We start from the raw sequence: 20452 nt of genomic DNA on the forward strand, positions 1-20452 counted from the left end.
TGCCACAAATTGACCCTCTAGGATGCCGTAACGCCTGAAGAGGCCAAGGAGACAATCGCCGCCCGCACCGCGTTTCGCGCGCAGCAGGCGGCGCGACACGCGCCATGACAAATCGCATCGCCCGCATCACGATCAGCCAGCATCGTCTGCCGCTCGATCCGCCGTTTCCGGCGTCCTGGGACAGCCGCCCGCGCCGCGCCTTCCCCGCGACCATCGTGCGTGTGGAGGACAGCGAAGGACGTGTCGGCATCGGCTCGGGCGACGCCATGTACGGCTTCGACGATTACCGCGAACTCTTCATCGGCGCCGATCCGCTCGATCTGGCCCGCCACAGCGCCATCCTCGACAATCTCAGCTTCCACGCCGGCCGGCTCTGGCCGCTCGACGTCGCGCTGTGGGATCTGGCCGGCAAGATTCTGGGCGAGCCGTGCTGGCAGATGGCCGGCGCACGCTCGCGCCGGGTGCGCGCTTACGCGTCCTCGGGCGTGCATCGTCCGCTCGATGGGATGGCGCGCTGGGCCGAACACGCCGTCGAACGCGGCTTTCCGGCGCTCAAGGTGCGCTTCGGCCGCGAGCGTCTCGCCGACGATATCGCCGCGCTGGCCGCCGTGCGCGAAGCCGCGGGCGACACCATCGAGATCATGGTCGACTGCAATCAGGGCTGGCGCATGCCCTGGGACACGCAGGCGCCGTGGCGCGTGGAAGAAGCGCTCGCGGTGATTCGCGAGATCGAGCGTTATCGGCCTTATTGGGTGGAAGAGCCGCTGCATCGCGGCGATTACGCGGGTCATGCGCGTCTGCGCCAGTTGACCGAAGTGCGCATTGCCGGCGGCGAGATGACGCGCGAGGCGCACGAATTCGCGGCGCTGCTCGCGCACGATTGCCTCGACGTCTATCAACCCGATGTGGTCTGCTCGCTCGGCATGGAAGGCGCGCGCCGCCTCGCCGCGCAGATCGAAGCCAGCGGCAAGTTCTTCACGCCGCACACCTGGGGCAATGGCATTGGCCTCGCCGCGAATCTGCATGTGGTGGCGGGCGCGGGCAACGCGCCCTTCGTCGAATTCCCCTACGACCCGCCCGAATGGACGCCCGCGCGGCGCGACTATCCGCTCACGCGCGCGATCGAGCCGGATGCGCAAGGCTGGATCGACCTGGGCGACGCGCCGGGTCTCGGTATCGAACTGGACGAAGCGGTGCTGGGTAGCACGCTCGCCAGCGACAGCCGCTACGAATGAATCGTCGACAAAACATCTGAATAAAGCGGGCCAACGCGCAAGCGCCCCGCTCCGGGTGCGCCAGAAAAACGCGAACGACCGGACAAAACCTGAAGCATTCCGAAACAATTCCAATAGAAGGAGACACGTCATGAAAAAACTCACCCGACCGCTGATTGCCGCCCTCCGGGCGGCCCTGCTCGCTGCGCCGCTCGCCATTGCCACGATGCCCGCGCACGCGGCCGGCAACTGGTGCAGCCAGGGCAAGCCGGTGCACTTCGCGGGCGTCACGTGGGAAAGCGGCAACTTCACGAGCGAAGTGCTGCGCTACATCGTCAAGAACGGCTACGGCTGCCAGACCGATACGGTGCCGGGCAGCACGGCCGCCACGGAAACGGCGCTCTCGCGTAACGACCTGCAGGTGTGGTCGGAACAATGGACGGGCCGCTCGGAAATCATCGCAGGCGCCGTGAAGGCCGGTTCGGTGAAGCTCGTGGGCGACACGCTGCCGGGCGGCACGAAGGAAGGCTGGTACGTACCCGACTACGTGATTCACGGCGACCCCAAGCGCGGCATCAAGCCGAGCGCGCCGGGTCTGCAATCCGTGAGCGATCTGCCCAAATACAAAGACCTCTTCACCGACGACGAAGAACCGGATCACGGCCGCTTCCTGAACTGCCCGTCGGGCTGGGATTGCGAGCGCGTGAACACGCGCCTGCTGAAACTGCTCAAGCTCGACGACAGCTATACGAACTTCCGCCCCGGCACGGGCGCGGCGCTCGATGCGGCGATTTCATCGGCCTATGCGCGCGGCAAGCCGATCCTCACTTACTACTGGGAACCGGCCGCGCTGATGGCGAAGTACAAGTTCGTGCAACTCAAGATGCCGCCGTTCAACGAAGCCTGCTGGAAGACGCTGCGCGATGCCGGCAGCACGCAGCCGTGCGCGTCGGCGTATCTGGTTTCGCAACTGAAGATCGGCGTATCGACGCCTTTTTATCAGGCCGAACCGGACGTGATGGCGTTCTTCCAGAAAGTGAATTTCCCGATCGACTTCCTGAACAACACGATTCTCGACATGACCGAGCATAAGGTCGATGCCCAGGCCGAAGCGCTCAAGTTCCTCAAGACGCATCCGGAAATGTGGAAGACGTGGGTCCCCGCCGATGTCGCGACAAAGGTGCAGAAGTCGCTGGGCGCTTGATTCGTCATTTAATTCGTATTACCAGGTAAGTAGCTAACCAGAAATGGGCGCCTCAAAGGCTGAGGCGCCCAACCAAGGAGACTCGGAGTGAAGAAGAAACTTCTCGCGGCGCTGCCGCTCGCGCTCGCCGCAGCAGGCGCTCATGCGCAAAGCAGCGTCACGCTGTACGGCATCATCGATCTGGGCGTGGACTACGCCAATAACGTCGTCAACGGCGCGAACGGCAACCTCGTGCCGGGCAGCGGCGGCCATCTGGTGCAGATGCAAAGCGGCGTGCCGGCGGGCAGCCGCTGGGGCCTGCGCGGTTCGGAAGACCTGGGCGGCGGCTATTCGGCGATCTTCCGCCTGGAAAGCGGCTTCAACGCCGCGACGGGCGCGGCAGGCGGCGGCCTGGCGTTTTCGCGTAACGCTTATGTCGGCCTGAAATCGGAACAATACGGTCAGGTGACGCTGGGCAAACAGTGGGACGCCACCGTCGATCTGATCGAGCCGTACTCGCTGAACGGCAACTATGGCGGCTGGTACTTCGCGCACCCGAACGACATGGACAACCTCGACAACGGGTTCCCGGTCAACAACGCGATCAAGTACATCAGCCCGGTAATCGCAGGCTTCCAGTTCGAAGGCCACTACTCGTTCGGCGGGCAGGCCGGCCAGTTCTCGAACAACGCATCGTATAGCGCGGCAGCGGCATATACGCTGGGGTCGTTCAGCGCGGGCGTCGGCTACCTGCGCATCAACGATCCGATTTCTGCCGTGGCGGGATATGGCAGCGGCGGCGGTTACGTGAACACGATCTACGGCAATGCGCTGGCGAATGCACGCTATCAAGGCATTCTTTCGGCGGGCGCATCGTATGTGCTGGGCAGCCTCAAGCTGATGGCGAACTACTCGAACGTGGACTTCTCTTCGGGTAACGGCAGCCACGATCTGCACTTCCAGAACTACGAGCTTTCGGGCACGTATGCGGTTACGCCGGCCTTCTCGGTGGGCGCGGGCTACACCTTCACGATGGGCCAGGATCATGCCACCGACGGCGATCCGAAATACCATCAGGTCAACCTGATCGCGCAATATGCGCTGTCCAAGCGCACCTCGGTCTACGCGATGGGCTCGTACCAGCACGCGGCAGGCAGCGCGGAAAACGCGCAGATCACCGGCTTCAATCCGTCGAGCACGCAAAACCAGGTGGTCAGCCGCGTGGGTATCACCCACTCCTTCTGACGCACGCAGTCTGAAACGCCGGCGCAAGCCGGCGTTTTCCATTTAGCTATCCGTATCGTTTTGCTTCAAGAGGTTGCAGCATGCGCCGCCTTCCTTCCCTTTCGGCACTGCGTTCATTCGAAGAGGCCAGCCGGACTCTCAGCTTCACCAAGGCGGCGCAGAATCTGCACGTCACACAAGGCGCGATCAGCCGCCAGATCCGCCTGCTCGAAGATTATCTGGGGACGCCGCTGTTCATGCGGCATCATCATCGGCTGGAAATTACGGCGGCGGGCAAGCGCCTGCTGCCAACGCTGCAGGCTGCGTTCGACAGCATCGCGCATACGCTCGATACGATTCGCGCCGATCCTTCGAATAGTCTGCTGAGTCTGAATGCTGCGCCGACGCTGGCCACGCGCTGGCTCACACCGCGCCTGCGCGATTTTCAGACGCGCCACCCCGATCTGCGTATTTCCATCACGAACGAATACGGGCCGCTGCATGGCAGCGAGCGCAACGAGGATTGCCAGATCCGCTTTGGCATGGAGCCGCTACCCGGCGGACAAAGCACGTTGCTGATGCGCGAGCGTCATGTGCTGGTGGGATCGGCGCGCGAGTTCTCAAATGCGCCGGCAAGCACGGACGCATTGCGCGAGGTTCTGGCGCAGCATCCGTGGCTGTATATCCTCGATATCGACCGGCGTTTGCTGGTGTGGGAAGCCTGGCTCGAAGCCGCCGCGCTCGATGTGGCAATGGCACCGCGCGGCGAACTGGAATTCAGCACGCTCGATCAGGTGATTCATGCGGCGGTGGCGGGGCTGGGTATCGCGGTGGCGGACCGGCACATGATCGAGCAGGAACTGGCGAACGGCACACTGGTGCAGTTGAGCGAGATCGAAGTCGATGGACCTTCGGGGTATTGGCTCGATGTGCGGCCGGAAGTGCAGGAAACCGTGCGGGTGAAGAATTTTAGTGGGTGGTTGATCGAGCGGCATGGGGGGAAGCGTTAATCACTTTCGCCGCCAGATCAAATACTTCGCATTCTTTGGGCTCAATGCGCTAACTCTTGTTGGGGGCTGCCATGCCGTCCGGCGGGTCGAGCGACAACTCGGTCTCGCCAGGGAAAGGGGACGCGCCATCCGGCTCGTACGGTGACTGCGCCTTTGGCGATGTCCGGTTCCACAAAGGCTTGCGATACGCACCATCCGCGTCCTTTTTTGATTCGGAAACGTTGAACATCGTCTGGCTGGCGATCAGATGGCTTCCGCAATCGGTCGTCGTGCCCTGAAACGCGATATATCGACCTTCGACCTTGATATCGGACCCCACGCCATTGATCTTGTTGTCCCCATGAGTTGGGCACGACACCATGTCGCCTATGCAGGCAACAGGCTTAAGCCGGAATCGAAGGCTGGAGGATGCGGTAAGGACGGTGCCGCCGTGATCTGTGACATCGCCCAGCACGATAACCGGACTATACCTGGCCATTTCTCGCTCTCCATCGTTTGATGCGCGGCAAAGCCACGACCATTCCATTTTGACGAAGGCTGGGTATCGTTGACGCCGCATGACATACACCTATGCCATGCGGCGCTGACTTCCCTGCCTTGGCTGCTCCCCAACACAAACGGGAGCAAGGCGATGCTATAGCAGTTCAGGCAACGGCTTTTTAAGCGAAAGCAAACTTCGCCGCCGATTTTTGAAGAAAGCGTCCTCGCCAGGACGCCCTCTGAAGCCTGGCGACAGGTCACCTCACCCCAACCCACCCATCATCATGTACTTCGTCTCCAGATACTCATCGAGACCGTACTTCGACCCTTCGCGCCCGAGGCCGGATTCCTTCACGCCACCAAACGGCGCCACTTCGGTGGAGATAATCCCTTCGTTGATGCCCACCATCCCGCTTTCCAGCGCGCCCGCCACCCGCCAGACACGGCCGATATCGCGCGCATAGAAGTAGGCGGAAAGACCAAACTCCGTATCGTTGGCCGCCTGGATGGCCTCCTCTTCGGTCTCGAAGCGGAACACCGCCGCCACCGGCCCGAAGGTTTCTTCATGCGCGAGCATCATGCCGCCGTGCGCGCCGGTGATGATGGTCGGCTCGTAAAACGTGCCGCCCAGCGTATGCGCCTTGCCGCCGCACACGATTTCACCGCCCTTCTCGCGCGCATCGCTCACGTGCGCTTCCACCTTGCGCAGCGCCGCCGCGTTGATAAGCGGCCCTTGCGTCGCGCCTGCCTCCATGCCGTTCGACACACGCAGCGCACGCACCGCAGCCGTGAGCTTTGCGACGAAAGCGTCATGCACGCCAGCCTGCACGTAAAAGCGATTCACGCACACGCAGGTCTGCCCGGTATTGCGGAACTTGGATGCCATCGCGCCTTCCACGGCCGCGTCCAGATCGGCATCGTCGAATACGATGAACGGCGCGTTGCCGCCCAGTTCGAGCGAGACTTTCTTGACGCTGTCCGCAGCCGCACGCATCAGCAGTTTGCCCACGCGCGTCGATCCCGTGAACGAGATCTTGCGCACCGCCTTCGACGCCATCATCGTGTCGCCGATCGCAGGCGCGTCGCCCGTCACCACGTTGAACACGCCGCGCGGAATGCCCGCTTCCTCCGCCAGGACGGCGAGCGCGAAAGCGCTCAGCGGCGTTTCCTCGGACGGCTTGAGCACCATCGTGCAGCCCGCCGCCAGCGCCGGACCGGCCTTGCGCGTGACCATCGCGAGCGGGAAATTCCACGGTGTAATCGCGCCGACCACGCCCACGGCTTCCTTCGTCACGACGATGCGCGCGCCCTTCTTCGGCGCGGGAATCACGTCGCCGTAGGCACGCCGCGCTTCTTCCGCGAACCACGTGAGAAAGCTCGCCGCGTACGCCACTTCGCCGAGCGCTTCCGCGAGCGGCTTGCCCTGCTCCGCCACCATGATGCGCGCGAGGTCTTCGCGATGCGCGAGCATCAGCTCGCCCCAGCGGCGCACCTTCGCGCCGCGCTCCGCCGCCGTGGCGTCGCGCCATGCGGGGAACGCGTGCGAGGCCGCAGCCACCGCCTGCAGCGTTTCGCGCGCCCCTGCACGCGCGACTTCGGCAAGCGGCTTGCCCGTGGCCGGATCGATCACCGCAAACGTGCTGTCACCGGCCACCCATTCGCCGTCGATGAAACTCGACGTGCGCCACAACCGCGCTTCCTTGAGTCCGCCGATCATGCTGCGATCTCCAGACGTCGCGACGCGCGCGGCACGCGCGGAATACGCGACGACACATAATCGTTGATCACATCGCAGGGCGTGTAATTGCGATCGAGTTCATAGAGTTCGTCGGCGTCGAGCTTCGTATCGAGCGCGGCGAGCGCGCTGTCGAATTGCGCAACCGTATCCGCGCCCACCAGCATCGACGTAATGCCCGGACGATTGAGCACCCACGCCTGCGCAATCTGCGCGCACGACACGCCGCGCGCCTGCGCCACTTCGGCGACCGAAATCGCCACGTCACGCGAAACCTGATCGTCGTACATCTGCGTGGTGAAGAAGTCGGTCTGATTGCGCACCGACTTCGCGTCGCCCGAAAGCAGGCCGCGCGCCAGCGGGCTGAACACCGACACGCCCACGCCCTGGTCCTGGCAGAACGGCACCATTTCGCGCTCTTCTTCGCGATACGCGCAGTTCAATTGCAGTTGCATATTGATCGGCCGCGCGAAGTTATAGCGCTCGCAGGCCTGCAGAATCTTCGCGAACTGCCACGTGAACATCGTCGATACGCCGATATAACGTGCCTTGCCCGAGCGCACGATATCGTTGAGCGCATCCATGGTTTCTTCGACCGGCGTATTCACGTCGAAGTAATGCAGCATGTAGACATCGACATAATCGGTCTGCAAACGGCGCAGCGAACCGTCGATGCCATCCATGATGTGCTTGCGCGAATGACCCTGATTATTCACTCCGCCGCCAATCGGATAACCCACCTTGGTGGTCAACACGAGTTCGTCGCGCTTCGCAATGCGCTTGACGATGCGGCCCACCACTTCTTCGCCTACACCCGTCGAATAAAAATCCGCGAGATCGATAAAGTTCACGCCCGCTTCGAGCGCGTGGCGCACGATCGGTTCGCTCTGCTCTTCGTTATAGATCCACGGTTTCCAGTCGGGCGTGCCCATATTCATCGTGCCGAGGCACAGGCGCGACACTTTCAGGCCCGAGCGGCCGAGTTGCACGTATTGCATCGTAGTCACCTGATTGATGTGTCGCGACTCAGGCCGCTTTGGCCTTGGGCGTGTAGAACGGATTGCTGATCTGATCCTTGATCTTCGCAATGTCGTCGAGCTTCGGCAGGCCGTTCATCGCCGCGCGAATCGCCGTCTTGCAGGCGACGTAGTTGTTCTCGTAGACCGCGTCCAGATCGTCGCACGACCAGTTCACCCAGTTCGCGGTGACGACGCACCATTCGTTTTCCGCTTCGGGCGGCAGCGTGCCGTCGAGCATCGCTTCCGTCACGGCCTTCGCGATGGCGGCCTGCGAGGCGCCCCACGTGGCGTTGCCGTGCAGATCGCCGCGAATATCGGCCTTGTTCACATAGAGCGTGGCGGGCTTGACCGGCACGTTGGGTTGCGCCACCACCATGAACGGCACATGACCTTGCGACGGCGACGACAGGCTGTTCGTGAACGCCTGTCCCACCGGGCCGCTGCGCGGGCCGATCATGATGTTGATATGTGCAGCGTTTACGCCTGGTCCAGCAAAACCCTCGCCGATATAGACTTCCATGGCTTTCATATTGACTCCGTCTCCTCGAGTTCCGGTGTTTGATTGGTGCGCCGCAGCGTGCTGTTTTTATCGATGCAGGCTGCGCGTCGAGACGAATTCCAGCACACGCCACGCACGGCAGAAAGCTATGAAATCTCATGGGGGCATGACGCCGGATCATCGGCATGAGATCAGGTAATGCTTCGATGACTTTTCGTTGCTTCGCAACCCAAAATGCTGCCGTTAGACTCTGTTCGCGCCAAATCAAAAGTCCCCTGCCATGCAGAGGGAAACCGGGCGACCCCGATACGACATACGCGAACGGAGGAGACATGAAAGGATGGAAGCTGGCAGGCGTACGCCTTGCCGCCGCACTGGCGCTCACCTGCGCTGCGACCAGCAGCTTTGCAGCAGGCAATTCAAGCGCCAGCTGGTGCCAGTCAGGCAAGACCGTGAAGCTCGCCCAGATCACCTGGGAAAGCGGCGCGCTGATGACCGAAATGGTCCGCACCGTGCTGGAAAAAGGCTACGGCTGCAAAACCGAAGTCGTGCCGGGCGCCACCGCCGCCACGGAAACCGCGCTCACCAACAACGACCTGCAGATCTGGGCCGAACACTGGACCGGCCGCAGCCCCATCATCGCGCGCGGCCTGAAAGACGGCAGCGTCAAACTGGTGGGCGAACTGATTCCCGGCGGCGACAAGGAAGGCTGGTACGTGCCCGACTACGTCATCAACGGCGACGCCAAACGCGGCATCAAGCCGCTCGCGCCGCAACTGCGCTCGATCGCGCAACTGCCGCAATACAAGGATCTTTTCAGCGACGACGAAGAACCCGGCAAGGGCCGCTTCTACAACTGCCCGGCCGGCTGGGATTGCGAGCGCTTCAATAATCGTCTGATGTCCGCCTACAAGCTCGGCGACGATTACACCAACTTCCGCCCCGGCACCGGCGGCGCGCTCGACGCGGCGATCGCCTCGGCCTACGAGCGCGGCAAGCCCATCCTGTTCTACTACTGGCAACCGGCCGGTCTGATGGCGAAATATCACTTCGTGCAGCTTGCGGGCGCGCCGTATTCGGACGCCTGCTGGAGCACCATCGCCGATCCGAAAGGCACGCCGTGCGCTTCCGCGTTCAAGGTTTCGCATCTGAAGGTCGCGCTCTCCACGCCCTTCTTCGACGCCGAACCTGGCGCCCTGTCCTTCTTCGAAAAAGTGAGCCTGCCGCTCACGCTCGACGAACAACTGGTGCAACAGATGCACGACAAGAAGCTCGACGCCTCGACCGTCGCGCGCAGCTTCTTCGAGCAGCACCCGGAAATCTGGAAACAATGGCTCACGCCGGATGTCGCGGCGCGCGTGCAGGCGGGTCTGAAGACCTGATCGGCACCTGGCGCAACACATGTCACACGCAGAATGAGGCTCACCATGGGATCACCCTTTCTTCACCTGTCGATCGCCGATTGGGTCAACGATCAGGTCACCGCGTTCGTGCAGCAATACGGCGACGCGTTCCACAACTTCAGCGTGCTGATGCTGCGCGACGTGCTCGTGCCGCTCGAAGGCCTGCTGCGCGCGATGCCGCCGCTGCTCGTGCTCGCGCTCGTCGGCTTGCTGAGCTGGCATGCGTCGCGCCGCGTGGGCGTGGCGCTGCTGTTCGTCGGGCTGCTCTGGCTGATCGGCTGCTTCGGGCTGTGGGACAAGCTCATGCAGACCTTCGCGCTAATGGTCGTCGCCACCGTGATCTCCGTGGCGCTGGGCGTGCCGCTGGGCATTCTCGCCGCCGGTAGCGCCACGCTGCGCCGCATTCTGCTGCCCGTGCTCGACGTGATGCAGACCTTGCCGAGCTTCGTCTACCTGATTCCGGTGCTGATGCTGTTCGGCCTCGGCAAGGTGCCGGCGATTCTCGCCACCGTGGTGTACGCGCTGCCGCCGCTGATTCGTCTGACCGATCTGGGCATCCGTCACGTCGATGGCGAGATCGTCGAAGCGGCGCGCGCCTTTGGCACCACGCGCGCGCAACTGCTGTTCGGCGTGCAGTTGCCGCTCGCACGTCCGAGCATCATGGCCGGTATCAACCAGACCACGATGATGGCGCTGTCGATGGTGGTGATCGCTTCGATGATCGGTTCGCGCGGTCTCGGCGAAGACGTGCTCGCCGGTATCCAGACGCTCGACGTGGGCAAGGGCACGCAGGCCGGCATCGCCATCGTGATTCTCGCGATCGTGATCGACCGCATCAGCCAGGGCTACGGCCAGGGGCGCCGCACGCGCGGCCTCGCGCGCCAGGGCAAGCAGCCGTCGCGCATTCCGTTTCGCCGCGCCCGCAATCAGGCCGACAGCAACGCCGAGGCGGCCAAGGCCAGCGACCTGAGCGGCCAGCCGGCCAAGTAAGGCGCTTGCGCCCAGCACACCCGAATTCGCACAGAGGTAACGAATATGAGCGGCATCGAAGTCAAACACGTGTACAAGATCTTTGGCGCGCGCGACGCGAGCGAGCGCGCGCTGGCAATGCTGCGCAGCGGCGCGGACAAAACCGAAGTACTGGAAAAGACCCGCTGCAATGTGGGCCTGAACGACGTGAGCCTGTCGATCGGCTCGGGGCAGATCTTCGTCATCATGGGGCTGTCGGGTTCCGGCAAATCCACGCTGGTGCGCCACTTCAATCGCCTGATCGAGCCGACCGTCGGCGAAATCCTGATCGACGGCAAGGACGTGCTCAAGCTGTCCGATAACGGCCTGCGCGAGCTGCGCCGCTACGGCGTGAGCATGGTGTTCCAGAGCTTCGGGCTTCTGCCGCATCAGACCGTGCTCAATAACGCGGCCTACGCGCTCGTCACGCGCGGCGAGAAAAAAGCCGCCGCGCTGGAGAGCGCACGCGAATGGCTCGGCAAGGTGGGGCTCGGCAATTACTGCGATCACTATCCCGACGAACTCTCGGGCGGCATGCGCCAGCGCGTGGGTCTGGCCCGCGCGCTGGCCGCCGATACCGACGTCCTGCTGATGGACGAAGCGTTTTCCGCACTCGATCCGCTGATCCGCACCGAAATGCAGGACCAGTTGCTCGAACTGCAAAAGACGCTGAAGAAGACGATTGTGTTCATCACGCACGATCTGGACGAGGCGCTGCGCATCGGCAACCAGATTGCGATCCTGCGCGATGGCCGTCTGATCCAGTGCGGCACGCCCGACGACATCCTCGATCGTCCCGCCGACGACTACGTGCGCCGCTTCGTCGAGCGCCGCAGCGGCACGCCCCACTAAGCCACGCATGCGGGCGCTCTACGGCCTGCTGGGCGGCTACACGATACTCGTCTGCGGCAACAGCCTGCTCACCACGCTGATCTCATTGCGCATGCTCGAGGCGGCGCATGGTGCGCTCGGTGTCGGCCTCGTGCAGTCGTGCTATTACGTCGGCTTTATCGTGGGCGCGCTGGGGCTCGGGCCGCTGGTCGGGCGCATCGGGCCGCAGCGCGCCTTTATCGGCTTTGGCGCGCTCACGGCGCTGGCCGCGCTCGGCTATCTCTCCTTCGATTCACCCGATGCCTGGGCCGCGCTGCGGCTCGTCACGGGCTTCAGCATGGTCGGCATCTTCACGTCGATCGAAAGCGGCGTGAACGGCGCGGTCGCCAATGCGCAGCGCGGGCGCGCCTTCGCGCTCTATCTCGTGCTCACCTATCTGGGCGTGAGCGCCGGACAGTTCCTGCTGGGCGTGGCCGCGCCGGGCAGCAATGTCGAGCACGCGCTCGTCAACGGTCTTTACGTGGCCGCGCTGATTCCCGTCGCGCTGATCGGCGACTGGCAGCAGAGCGTGCCGCCGCCCGTGACCGAAGCCGCCGCGCGCGCTTCGCCGCTCGCCACGCCCAAGCGCCCGACGCTGCTGCTCGACGGTCTGCGCGAACTCGCGCGCGTCGCGCCGCGCAGCGTGCCGGCGTGCATCGGCGCGGGGCTGCTGTCCAGCGCGTTCTATGCGCTCACGCCGGTCTATCTCGCGCGCATCGGCTTTCCGGCCAGCGATATTTCGCACGCCATGGGCATCGTGCTGATCGGCGCGCTGCTCTCGCAGTGGCCGGTGGGCCGGCTTTCGGACCGGCTCGGGCGGCGCGCGACGCTGGGCGCGATTTCGCTGGCCGCGGCCGTCGCGGCGGCCGCGCTGATTGTCGTGCGCGTGCCGTGGCTCGTGGACACGCTGCTGTTTCTTTACGTCGCGCTCACCTTCACGCTTTACGGCGTGATCGTCTCGGACGTCAACGATCACGTCGATCAAACCCGCCGCGTGCAGACCAGCGCCACATTGCTGCTGGTGTTTTCGCTGGGCGGCGCGGCCGGGCCGACGCTCGCTTCGCTTTTCATGCGTCTGCTGGGGCCGGGCGGCCTTTATGTGTTCGCGCTCGCCATCGCGCTCGGGCTGGCGGCGCTGTCGCGGGCGCGCCGCTAGATGGGCCGGCATCGCCAGGACGGCCAACGCGGCCAACGCGCCAAAAGCGCGCCCAGGCCCAACCCGCCCGGTATACTCCGTCGTTTTGGCGCCGCGTCTTTTCAAGATGGCGCCGATCGCGAGGAGACAACCTTGAAGCGAAAGATGCCGGCGCTCAACGCCCTGAAGGCGTTCGAGGCGGCAGGCACGAGCGGCAGCTTCACCCGCGCCGCCGAGCAGCTGAACGTGACGCAGAGCGCGGTCAGCCGCCAGGTGCGCCAGCTCGAAGAACAGCTCGGCGAAACGCTGCTGGAACGCCACCATCATCGGCTCGAACTGACCGAGGCCGGGCGCGCGCTGCTGCGCACGCTCCAGCAATCGTTCGACCGCATCGAGCTGACGGTGCGCACGATCCAGCAGAAAAGCGATCTGAACCGCCTGCGCGTGAACGCGCCGCCTACCTTTGCGAGCCGCTGGCTGGTGCCGCGCCTCACGCGCCTGCACGCGCGCCATCCGTCGCTCGAATTGAGCCTGACCACGCAGCTACAGGACAGTCTCGCCGATTCGACGGCGCTCGACTGTGCGATCCGTTTCGGCGATGGCGAATGGGATGGGCTGGAAAGCTCGCTGCTGATGCACGAGTCGCATATCGCCGTGTGCTCGCCCGCGCTGCTCGCGAACGGTCCAGTCGATCTGACGCAGCAGACGCTGCTCCATGTGCTGGCTGCGGAAAACCAGCGCTATCTGACGTGGCGGCACTGGCTGGACGCCGCGCGGATCGAGGATGTGGACACCTCGGGCGGCTATGAATTCGATCTGCTCGACCATGCGATTCGCGCCGCCATCGAAGGGCTGGGCGTGACGATGGCCGATCGCAACATGATCGGGCGCGAACTGGCCGATGGCCTGCTCGCGCCGGTGCGCGACATCCATGTGGATGGGCGGCAATCCTACTGGTTCGTGGTGCGGCCCGAACAGAAAGCGTCCAGGCCGCTCCAGCTTTTCAGGCAGTGGCTTCAGGAAGAGATCGCGACAGCACGCTGAACGTTATCTGCGAGACCGCGCGCGGCGATCGTGCGGTCCGCGTCTTCCAGAATCAGATCCGCGCCCTTTTCCGCCACCATCATGGTCGGCGCATTGGTATTGCCGGACGTGATGTTCGGGAAGATCGACGCATCGACCACCCGCAGGCTGTCAATCCCATGCACGCGCAGGCGCGCATCCACCACCGAGGTGCGCGGGTCCGGACCCATCGCGCAGGTGCCGCACAGGTGATAGATCGAGCCGCTCTGCTCGCGGAAGAACTTGAGCATGCTGGCGTCGTCGGTGACTTCGCCTGCGGGCGTGACTTCTTCCACGGTGATGTCCTTGAGCGCTTTCGCCTGCATCAGCTTGCGCACCAGACGGCTGCCCTTGATCGCTTCGTCGCGGTCTTTCTGCGTCGACAGATAATTGCCGCGAATCTTCGGCGCATCGGCCACATCGTTCGAAGCGATCTCGATCGAGCCACGGCTGGTCGGACGGCACGGATTGAAGCAGACGAGAAAACCCGAGTACGGTTCCGGCGTCAACTGCGCACGATTGGATTTAGGAATCCGATACGAAAGCGGATTGAAATACACCTGCATATCGGGATGCGCTTCATCGGCAGACGTGCGGAAGAAGCCGCCCGACTGGTTCACGCTCATCGAGAACGGCCCCTTGCGCTGGAACAGATACTGCATGCCGAACTTGAGCTTGCTGGCCCAGCTACTGAACGCGTCGTTGAGCGTTTTCACGCGCGAACGATAGTAGAAACTCACGCACAGGTGGTCCTGCAGATTCTGCCCGACCGCCGGCAATTCATGCACCATGCCGATACCGTGCTGCTTGAGCAACGGCGCCGCGCCAACACCCGAAAGTTGCAGCAGCTTGGGCGAATCCACCGCGCCCGCCGCCACGATCACTTCGCGGTTCGCACGCACGGTGCGCTTCGCGCCCTGCTGCATGAATTCCACGCCATTCGCGCGCGGTGTTGCGCCGCTCGTATCGAACAGCACGCGCATTGCCTGCGCATGGTGCTCGATCTTGAGATTCGCACGTGCCCCGGCGCGATGCAGATACGCGAAGCTGCTCGACGCACGTTGCCCGTCGCGCGTATTCACATCGTAAATACCCACGCCTTCGAGCTTCGCGCCGTTGAAGTCGTCGTTACGCGCATAGCCCAACTGCTCGCAACCTTCGAGGAAGGTCTGGCAGATCGGATGCGCGCCGTCCTTCATCGGCGAAATGCGCACGGGGCCATTCGCGCCATGCCATGCAGTGTCGCCCAGCGGATGCGATTCGAGCTTGCGGAAATACGGCAGCACATCCTGGTACGACCAGCCGGGATTGCCGGCCGCCGCCCAGTCGTCGAAATCGCGCGCGACGCCGCGCACGTAGATCATCGCGTTGATCGAGCCCGAACCGCCCTGCACTTTGCCGCGCGGCGCGTAGATCTGGCGGCCCGCGAGTTCGGCTTCCGGCTCGCTGTAATACATCCAGTTGTGCTGCTTGTTGTAGTACAGCTTGGCAAAGCCAATCGGAATCTTGAACCAGAACGAATTGTCCGGGCCGCCCGCTTCGAGCAGCAGCACCGAATGGCGTCCCGAAGCCGAAAGGCGTTCAGCGAGAATGCAGCCCGCCGAACCCGCCCCGACGATGATGTAGTCGTAATTCATCGCAATGCTCCCGCGTATTTATCCACGCGCCGGTGCGGTATCGCGCACATCGGCCGGCTGGCTCGCCATCTGCAGATGCAGGCGCTTGCCCGTATAAGGCGAATGCGCGCGCACGACGTCCATATTCAGTTCGACGCCCAGACCCGGCGCCTTCGACGGAATGATGTAGCCGTCTTCCCACTGGATCGGCTGCTTGAGCACTTCCGCGTGGAAACCGCCCCACGTGCCGATGCTTTCCTGAATCAGGAAGTTCGGCGTGCAGGCCGCAAGCTGGATGCTCGCCGCTGCGCCAATCGGACCGTTGTAGAGATGCGGCGCGATCTGCGCGTAATAGACTTCCGCGAGCGTCGCCACTTTCTTGGCTTCAAGCAGACCGCCCACGCGCGCCACGTTCAACTGGATGATCGAGGCCGCGCCCGCTTCCAGCAGCTTGTGGAATTCGTATTTCGTGGTCAGGCGCTCGCCGGCCGAAATCGGAATGCTGGTGTGCTTCGCGACTTCGGCCATGGCGTCGGGCTGGCCCGGCGGCACCGGTTCTTCGAACCACAGCGGGTCGTATTTTTCGAGGCGCTTTGCCAGGCGAATGGCCGACGACGGCACCATCTGCCCGTGCGTGCCGAACAGAATATCGGCCTTGTTGCCGACAGCTTCGCGCACCTTGCGGCAGAACGTTTCGCAACGATCGAGCACTTCGAGCGAAAGCTGATGGCCCGAATACGCCGTGTACGGACCCGCCGGATCGAACTTCACCGCGGAGAAGCCCATCTCGACCATCTGCGCTGCGCATTCGGCGGCGAGATCGGGATCGTCGTAGTCGTACTCGCCCTTCGCGTTCTTCGGATACAGGTAGGTGTACGAACGAAGCCGCTCGTTCACCATGCCGCCCAGCAGTTCGTACACGGGCTTGTTCGCCGCCTTGCCGATGATGTCCCAGCAGGCCATTTCCAGACCGCTGACGATACCCATCATCGTGAGATCGGGGCGCTGCGTGAAGCCGCTCGAATACGCTTCGCGCCACAGACGCTCAACATGATGCGGATCGCGGTCGAGCAGATAGCGCGAGAACGCGTCTTCGATCGCCGGCACCATCACATCGGGATGGAAGGTGGCCGCGTAGATTTCACCCACACCCTGGATGCCACAATCGGTTTCCAGCGTGACGAAGATCCAGTACATACCGCCGAGGTGCGGAGGAGGCACCGCAACGACGTGCGTTTGCATTGCAACGACTTTCATGGTTCGAGCGTATTCAGGCAGTTTGTGAAGAGGAATGGCGATACGACATGCGCTTGAGCGCGAGCGCCGCGACACCGCCGAGCGTGCCGATCGCGGCAACGTAGGCGAAATAGAACTGATAGCCGAGCATGCCTGCGTAATGCTCCGTGAAATAACCGTTCAGGAGCGGCAGGAAAATGTCCGACGAATAACCGATCAGCGAAACCAGACCGATGGCGAGGCCCGTAATGCGCATGGGAATCGCGCAGTAATCGAGCAGCGTCCAGTAGAGGCCGCGAATCGCGTAAGTCATCAGGCCGATAAAGAGCACGACCGCGCCGAGCACTGCCATATTGCGCAGCGCAGGCAGGAAGATCAGGCCGAGCAGACCGGCAACCGCCAGGAACAGCGCCCAGATCAGCACGCGCAGATTCGAAAAGCGGTCGCCCAGATAACCGCCGCCGATGCCGCCCAGCGGACGCATCCAGAGCTTGAGCGTGGTGACCATGCCGGCCGCCACGACCGTCATATGCATCTCGCCCTGTTGCAGATACGCGGAGAAGCTATAGGTCGCCCAGAAGATCTGATAACCGCAGAACACGACGGCGGCCACGAGCCAGAGTTGCGGAATCGAGGCGAGCGTCATCAGATCGCGCCACAGCGCGCCGCGTGTATCGCCCTGCTTTTCAGCGCTGGCGCTGGCTGCTTCGGCTTTCGCGTCCTTGAAGAAACTCATGACCGCGCCAATGCCGATACACGTGAACGAATACATATAGATCACGTGGCGCAGGCCTGCAGCTTCGCCGCGTCCCGAGTTGGTCGCGGCGGCGAAGAGCGCGAGCGCGGCGGTCGCGAGCAGCGCTTCAATCAGGCCGCGTCCGCCATCGAGCAGACCAAAGAAGCGGCCCTGTTCATTCGCCCCCGCGATCATGCGCACGCGCTTGAGCACCGATGCCCAGAACGTCAGCCCGGTCGTCAGGCCCCAGCAGCAGAAGATCACCAGCAGCGCGTGAAACGACGGCGCGGTCGAATACCACAGCCCCAGCGCGCCCGTGGCGATCAGCGAAAAGCAGATCAGCAGACGCGGCGCGACGCGATCGGCCAGCCAGCCGCTCGGCAGATAGGACAGAAAGAAAATGATGCCGAGCACCGAATACAGGTAGCCCAGTTGCGCATTGTCGATGTGAAACACATCGAGCATGGTGGTCTGGTAGACCTGACGCAGATAGAGAATCGGGTAGATGGCGCCCGCAGCCAGCACGAGCAGAAACAGCTGGCCGTAGCGCTGCATCTTGCCCGAGGCAGTATTGATGGACGAGGCGTCGGCGCGCGGCGAGGCGGCCGGCGCAACGGGTGCGACCGGTTTGGCGATGGACTTCTGCAAGATTGTCTCCATACCGCTGGCTCGCTTGCATCGATGCAGCGGCCGGCGTTTCTTCAAGCGGGCATCCGTTGCAGCGGATACCCTTCACACGATTCGTTCAGTGATCCGAACGAATAAATCCGATAACCTAGAACGGCATGACGACGAGGCGCGTCTGCGTGAATTCGAGCATGCCGTGTTTGCCGTCGTCGCCGCCCAGACCCGAACGCTTCCAGCCTGCGTGATAGCCCTGATACGGATCGGCCGGCGTGCGGTTGACGTAAAGCTCGCCCGATTCGATTTCGTTGGCCACGCGCATCGCCGAGCGATAACGCTCCGTGTAAAGCACGGACGACAAGCCGAACTGATGGTCGTTGGCCATGCGCAGCGCGTCGTCGAGCGTCTCGTACGACAGCACCGGCAGCACCGGCCCGAAAATCTCGTCCTGCACGATCTCCATGTTCTGGCGGCAGGCGCTCAGCAGCGTGGGCGGATAGAAGTGGCCCGGGCCTTCTGGCAGGAAACCGCCCGTTTCGATCACGGCGCCATCGGCGACGGCGCGCTCGACCATCGCATGGATCGCGGCGCGCGCCTGGGCGCTCACTAGCGGCCCCATGCGTGCGGCGTCCTCGGCGCGGTCGCCGAAACTCACCGCCTGCATCTTTTCGCGCAGCAGTTCGACAAAGCGGGCGTGCACGGAAGCCTGCACATAGACGCGCTCGATGGCGGTGCAAAGCTGGCCGCAGTGCGTGGTCTTGGAGCGCACGATCGCCGCGGCGGCGGCTTCGAGATCGGCGTCGGCTTCGACGATGGCCGGCGTCTTGCCGCCCAGTTCGAGCGACGGCTTCGCGATGTTTTCCTTGCAGTAGTCCAGCACCTTGCGGCCGGCCGTCACGCTGCCCGTGAGCGTGATCATGCCGACTTCACGATGCGTGCAGAGCACCGCAGCCGTGTCGTGATCCATCGCCAGCACGTTGAACAGGCCCGGCGGCAGCTGCGCTTCCTGAGCGGCGCGCGCCACGTCGAACGCCGAGCACGGCGTGTTGTTGCTCGGACGCACCACCACCGCATTGCCGGTGATGAGCGCCGGGGCGATCTTGCGCAGCAGCGTGTAGATCGGGAAATTGAAAGGAATCAGGCACGCGGCGACGCCGATCGGCTCGCGCATGAGGATGAGGTTTTCGTTGGCGCTGTCGCTCTGGATCACTTCGCCTTCGATACGGCGCGCCCATTGCGCGTGGTAGCGCAGGATTTCGGCGGCGTAATGCGCTTCGGCGGTGGCGTCGGCGACGCTCTTGCCCGATTCGGCGGCCAGCACCGCGCCGATCACCGGCGAACGCGCGTCGATGACATCGGCAAAACGGGTCAGGATCGCGCCGCGCTCGGCGGCCGGGACGCGGCGCCAGCTGCGTTGCGCGGCGGCGGCGGCTTCGACGGCGCGGGCCGCGTCGGCGGCGCTCGCGGCGCTCACATGGCCGATCAGTTCGGCCGTTGCGGGGTTATGAACGGCGATGCGCTGCGCGTCCGTTTCGAGAAATGTCCCGTTAATGAAATTGTAATCTGCTCGCATGATGTGATGCCTGATCGTCGCCACGTCTGAGGTGGGCGCAGTATCACGCCGTCGCGAATCGGCGAAAAACGATTAATTGTCGAGGGAAGCATGCGTAAAACGCATGCTTCCCAAACGCCCGTCCAGCAAGGATTTGCCCTTACCGGCCGCAAGGATGCGCAACATTTCCCACGTCGCCATGCGGGTTTGACGGGGGCATTTGTATACACGTGGAAGGACTCGTAAGGCTTCAGGAATTCGCTGCTTTGATTGTTGCTTCATGCCAGGACGCTTGCCGCGAAGATTCCCTCGCCGCCACGGAACCTGCTTGCCCGTGGCGCGACGCCTGGGGCGGCCGCTGCGGCGGCGCGCGCCCTCCTCTTCGTTTCATTGTGCCAAGGAGGCCCCACATGACCAGCTCTATCGGCTCCAGTAACCTCAGCCAGAACGCGGCGCTTGCGCCACTGGCCAACAACCGCAACTCGAAACCCAGCGTGCTGCAACAACCGGCAGGCAATCTGGGCCAGCCGGCGGTCGCGCAACCCACCGCGCCGGTCGGCCCGCTCGGCCACAACATCAACACCACTGCATGACCCTCGTGTCGACTGCTGTGTCGTACTCCAAAGTATTGTTCAGGCTGATTGCAATGCGTATTTCCAGTGGTTTCGCGCGTATCGCGTCAGCGCTCGTGCTCGCCGGCCTTGTGCTTCCGCTCGACGGTTGCGCAGTGGTGGCATTTCCTTGCCGTGTGGCTTCGGCAACGCTGAAGATCGTGCCCGTCGTCGGTCATCCCGCGGCGATCCCGTTCGACGCGTGCGCAGCGGCAGTCGACTAAACGGAGTTGCA

Annotated in this window: 19 protein-coding genes; 11 read left to right on the forward strand and 8 right to left on the reverse strand. The window is 63.5% G+C overall.

Annotation, left to right across the window (positions count from 1 at the left end):
• Positions 1-104: 104 nt before the first annotated feature.
• The 4 genes from U5A67_RS07300 to U5A67_RS07315 all read left to right on the forward strand — a co-directional run bounded on the left by U5A67_RS07300 (position 105) and on the right by U5A67_RS07315 (position 4631).
• The gene (locus U5A67_RS07300; RefSeq protein ID WP_321813538.1) at positions 105-1235 is read left to right on the forward strand and encodes a mandelate racemase/muconate lactonizing enzyme family protein; all 1131 of its coding nucleotides are present in this window, start codon (positions 105-107) and stop codon (positions 1233-1235) included.
• A gap of 130 nt (positions 1236-1365) precedes the next feature.
• Positions 1366-2418 (forward strand): ABC transporter substrate-binding protein, encoded by a 1053-nt coding sequence (locus tag U5A67_RS07305; RefSeq protein ID WP_321813539.1) that lies wholly within the window; start codon positions 1366-1368, stop codon positions 2416-2418.
• An 87-nt stretch (positions 2419-2505) separates the two neighbouring features.
• Entirely contained in the window at positions 2506-3642 is a 1137-nt protein-coding gene (locus U5A67_RS07310; RefSeq protein WP_321813540.1) for a porin, read from the forward strand.
• An 80-nt stretch (positions 3643-3722) separates the two neighbouring features.
• On the forward strand, positions 3723-4631 hold the full coding sequence (locus U5A67_RS07315; RefSeq protein ID WP_321813541.1) for a LysR substrate-binding domain-containing protein: 909 nt from the start codon (positions 3723-3725) through the stop codon (positions 4629-4631).
• A gap of 49 nt (positions 4632-4680) precedes the next feature.
• On the opposite strand, the gene U5A67_RS07320 is transcribed toward U5A67_RS07315, so the two are convergent.
• The 4 genes from U5A67_RS07320 to fae all read right to left on the reverse strand — a co-directional run bounded on the left by U5A67_RS07320 (position 4681) and on the right by fae (position 8394).
• Positions 4681-5109 carry a PAAR domain-containing protein gene (locus U5A67_RS07320; protein ID WP_321813542.1) on the reverse strand — a complete coding sequence of 143 codons (429 nt, stop codon included), beginning with the start codon at positions 5107-5109 and terminating at the stop codon, positions 4681-4683.
• A 264-nt stretch (positions 5110-5373) separates the two neighbouring features.
• Positions 5374-6828, reverse strand: a complete 1455-nt coding sequence (locus tag U5A67_RS07325; RefSeq protein WP_321813543.1) for an NAD-dependent succinate-semialdehyde dehydrogenase — start codon at positions 6826-6828, stop codon at positions 5374-5376.
• Positions 6825-7844, reverse strand: a complete 1020-nt coding sequence (locus tag U5A67_RS07330; RefSeq protein WP_205985439.1) for an aldo/keto reductase — start codon at positions 7842-7844, stop codon at positions 6825-6827. The genes U5A67_RS07325 and U5A67_RS07330 overlap by 4 nt, the downstream gene beginning before the upstream one ends.
• 28 nt (positions 7845-7872) lie before the next feature.
• The gene (fae, locus tag U5A67_RS07335) at positions 7873-8394 is read right to left on the reverse strand and encodes a formaldehyde-activating enzyme (RefSeq protein WP_205985440.1); all 522 of its coding nucleotides are present in this window, start codon (positions 8392-8394) and stop codon (positions 7873-7875) included.
• Between the two features lie 302 nt (positions 8395-8696).
• On the opposite strand from fae, the gene U5A67_RS07340 reads away from it, so the two are divergent.
• The 5 genes from U5A67_RS07340 to U5A67_RS07360 all read left to right on the forward strand — a co-directional run bounded on the left by U5A67_RS07340 (position 8697) and on the right by U5A67_RS07360 (position 13824).
• A complete protein-coding gene (locus U5A67_RS07340; protein WP_321813544.1) occupies positions 8697-9746 on the forward strand; it encodes an ABC transporter substrate-binding protein in 1050 nt (349 codons plus the stop codon).
• Between the two features lie 45 nt (positions 9747-9791).
• A complete protein-coding gene (locus U5A67_RS07345; RefSeq protein WP_205985442.1) occupies positions 9792-10757 on the forward strand; it encodes an ABC transporter permease in 966 nt (321 codons plus the stop codon).
• Between the two features lie 45 nt (positions 10758-10802).
• A complete protein-coding gene (locus U5A67_RS07350; RefSeq protein ID WP_321813545.1) occupies positions 10803-11627 on the forward strand; it encodes a betaine/proline/choline family ABC transporter ATP-binding protein in 825 nt (274 codons plus the stop codon).
• A gap of 7 nt (positions 11628-11634) precedes the next feature.
• Positions 11635-12801, forward strand: a complete 1167-nt coding sequence (locus U5A67_RS07355) for an MFS transporter (protein WP_321813546.1) — start codon at positions 11635-11637, stop codon at positions 12799-12801.
• Positions 12802-12945: 144 nt separating this feature from the next.
• Entirely contained in the window at positions 12946-13824 is an 879-nt protein-coding gene (locus U5A67_RS07360; protein ID WP_321813680.1) for a LysR substrate-binding domain-containing protein, read from the forward strand.
• On the opposite strand, the gene U5A67_RS07365 is transcribed toward U5A67_RS07360, so the two are convergent.
• The 4 genes from U5A67_RS07365 to aldA form a co-directional block, all read right to left on the reverse strand.
• Positions 13797-15479, reverse strand: a complete 1683-nt coding sequence (locus tag U5A67_RS07365; protein WP_321813547.1) for a GMC family oxidoreductase — start codon at positions 15477-15479, stop codon at positions 13797-13799. The genes U5A67_RS07360 and U5A67_RS07365 overlap by 28 nt on opposite strands.
• An 18-nt stretch (positions 15480-15497) precedes the next feature.
• Entirely contained in the window at positions 15498-16715 is a 1218-nt protein-coding gene (locus U5A67_RS07370; RefSeq protein WP_321813548.1) for a mandelate racemase/muconate lactonizing enzyme family protein, read from the reverse strand.
• 13 nt (positions 16716-16728) lie between these two features.
• Complete coding sequence (locus tag U5A67_RS07375) at positions 16729-18090, reverse strand: MFS transporter (RefSeq protein ID WP_415767785.1); 1362 nt, start codon at positions 18088-18090, stop codon at positions 16729-16731.
• Positions 18091-18205: 115 nt separating this feature from the next.
• Positions 18206-19627 carry an aldehyde dehydrogenase gene (gene aldA, locus U5A67_RS07380; RefSeq protein WP_321813549.1) on the reverse strand — a complete coding sequence of 474 codons (1422 nt, stop codon included), beginning with the start codon at positions 19625-19627 and terminating at the stop codon, positions 18206-18208.
• A gap of 389 nt (positions 19628-20016) precedes the next feature.
• On the opposite strand from aldA, the gene U5A67_RS07385 reads away from it, so the two are divergent.
• Both U5A67_RS07385 and U5A67_RS07390 read left to right on the forward strand, forming a co-directional pair.
• The gene (locus U5A67_RS07385; protein ID WP_205985449.1) at positions 20017-20199 is read left to right on the forward strand and encodes a hypothetical protein; all 183 of its coding nucleotides are present in this window, start codon (positions 20017-20019) and stop codon (positions 20197-20199) included.
• 59 nt (positions 20200-20258) lie between these two features.
• On the forward strand, positions 20259-20441 hold the full coding sequence (locus U5A67_RS07390) for a DUF6726 family protein (RefSeq protein ID WP_415767793.1): 183 nt from the start codon (positions 20259-20261) through the stop codon (positions 20439-20441).
• Positions 20442-20452: the final 11 nt, after the last annotated feature.

The sequence above is a fragment of the Paraburkholderia sp. J69-1 genome (assembly GCF_905220255.1).
Taxonomy (GTDB): domain Bacteria; phylum Pseudomonadota; class Gammaproteobacteria; order Burkholderiales; family Burkholderiaceae; genus Paraburkholderia.

What these genes read in the sequence shown, in the direction of transcription:
- U5A67_RS07300 (WP_321813538.1), top strand. Translation starts at nt 105, where the DNA reads ATGACAAATCGCATCGCCCGCATCACGATCAGCCAGCATCGTCTGCCG.
- U5A67_RS07305 (WP_321813539.1), top strand. Translation starts at nt 1,366, where the DNA reads ATGAAAAAACTCACCCGACCGCTGATTGCCGCCCTCCGGGCGGCCCTG.
- U5A67_RS07315 (WP_321813541.1), top strand. Translation starts at nt 3,723, where the DNA reads ATGCGCCGCCTTCCTTCCCTTTCGGCACTGCGTTCATTCGAAGAGGCC.
- U5A67_RS07320 (WP_321813542.1), bottom strand. Translation starts at nt 5,109, where the DNA reads ATGGCCAGGTATAGTCCGGTTATCGTGCTGGGCGATGTCACAGATCAC.
- U5A67_RS07325 (WP_321813543.1), bottom strand. Translation starts at nt 6,828, where the DNA reads ATGATCGGCGGACTCAAGGAAGCGCGGTTGTGGCGCACGTCGAGTTTC.
- U5A67_RS07330 (WP_205985439.1), bottom strand. Translation starts at nt 7,844, where the DNA reads ATGCAATACGTGCAACTCGGCCGCTCGGGCCTGAAAGTGTCGCGCCTG.
- fae (WP_205985440.1), bottom strand. Translation starts at nt 8,394, where the DNA reads ATGAAAGCCATGGAAGTCTATATCGGCGAGGGTTTTGCTGGACCAGGC.
- U5A67_RS07340 (WP_321813544.1), top strand. Translation starts at nt 8,697, where the DNA reads ATGAAAGGATGGAAGCTGGCAGGCGTACGCCTTGCCGCCGCACTGGCG.
- U5A67_RS07345 (WP_205985442.1), top strand. Translation starts at nt 9,792, where the DNA reads ATGGGATCACCCTTTCTTCACCTGTCGATCGCCGATTGGGTCAACGAT.
- U5A67_RS07350 (WP_321813545.1), top strand. Translation starts at nt 10,803, where the DNA reads ATGAGCGGCATCGAAGTCAAACACGTGTACAAGATCTTTGGCGCGCGC.
- U5A67_RS07355 (WP_321813546.1), top strand. Translation starts at nt 11,635, where the DNA reads ATGCGGGCGCTCTACGGCCTGCTGGGCGGCTACACGATACTCGTCTGC.
- U5A67_RS07360 (WP_321813680.1), top strand. Translation starts at nt 12,946, where the DNA reads ATGCCGGCGCTCAACGCCCTGAAGGCGTTCGAGGCGGCAGGCACGAGC.
- U5A67_RS07365 (WP_321813547.1), bottom strand. Translation starts at nt 15,479, where the DNA reads ATGAATTACGACTACATCATCGTCGGGGCGGGTTCGGCGGGCTGCATT.
- U5A67_RS07370 (WP_321813548.1), bottom strand. Translation starts at nt 16,715, where the DNA reads ATGAAAGTCGTTGCAATGCAAACGCACGTCGTTGCGGTGCCTCCTCCG.
- U5A67_RS07375 (WP_415767785.1), bottom strand. Translation starts at nt 18,090, where the DNA reads ATGGAGACAATCTTGCAGAAGTCCATCGCCAAACCGGTCGCACCCGTT.
- aldA (WP_321813549.1), bottom strand. Translation starts at nt 19,627, where the DNA reads ATGCGAGCAGATTACAATTTCATTAACGGGACATTTCTCGAAACGGAC.
- U5A67_RS07385 (WP_205985449.1), top strand. Translation starts at nt 20,017, where the DNA reads ATGACCAGCTCTATCGGCTCCAGTAACCTCAGCCAGAACGCGGCGCTT.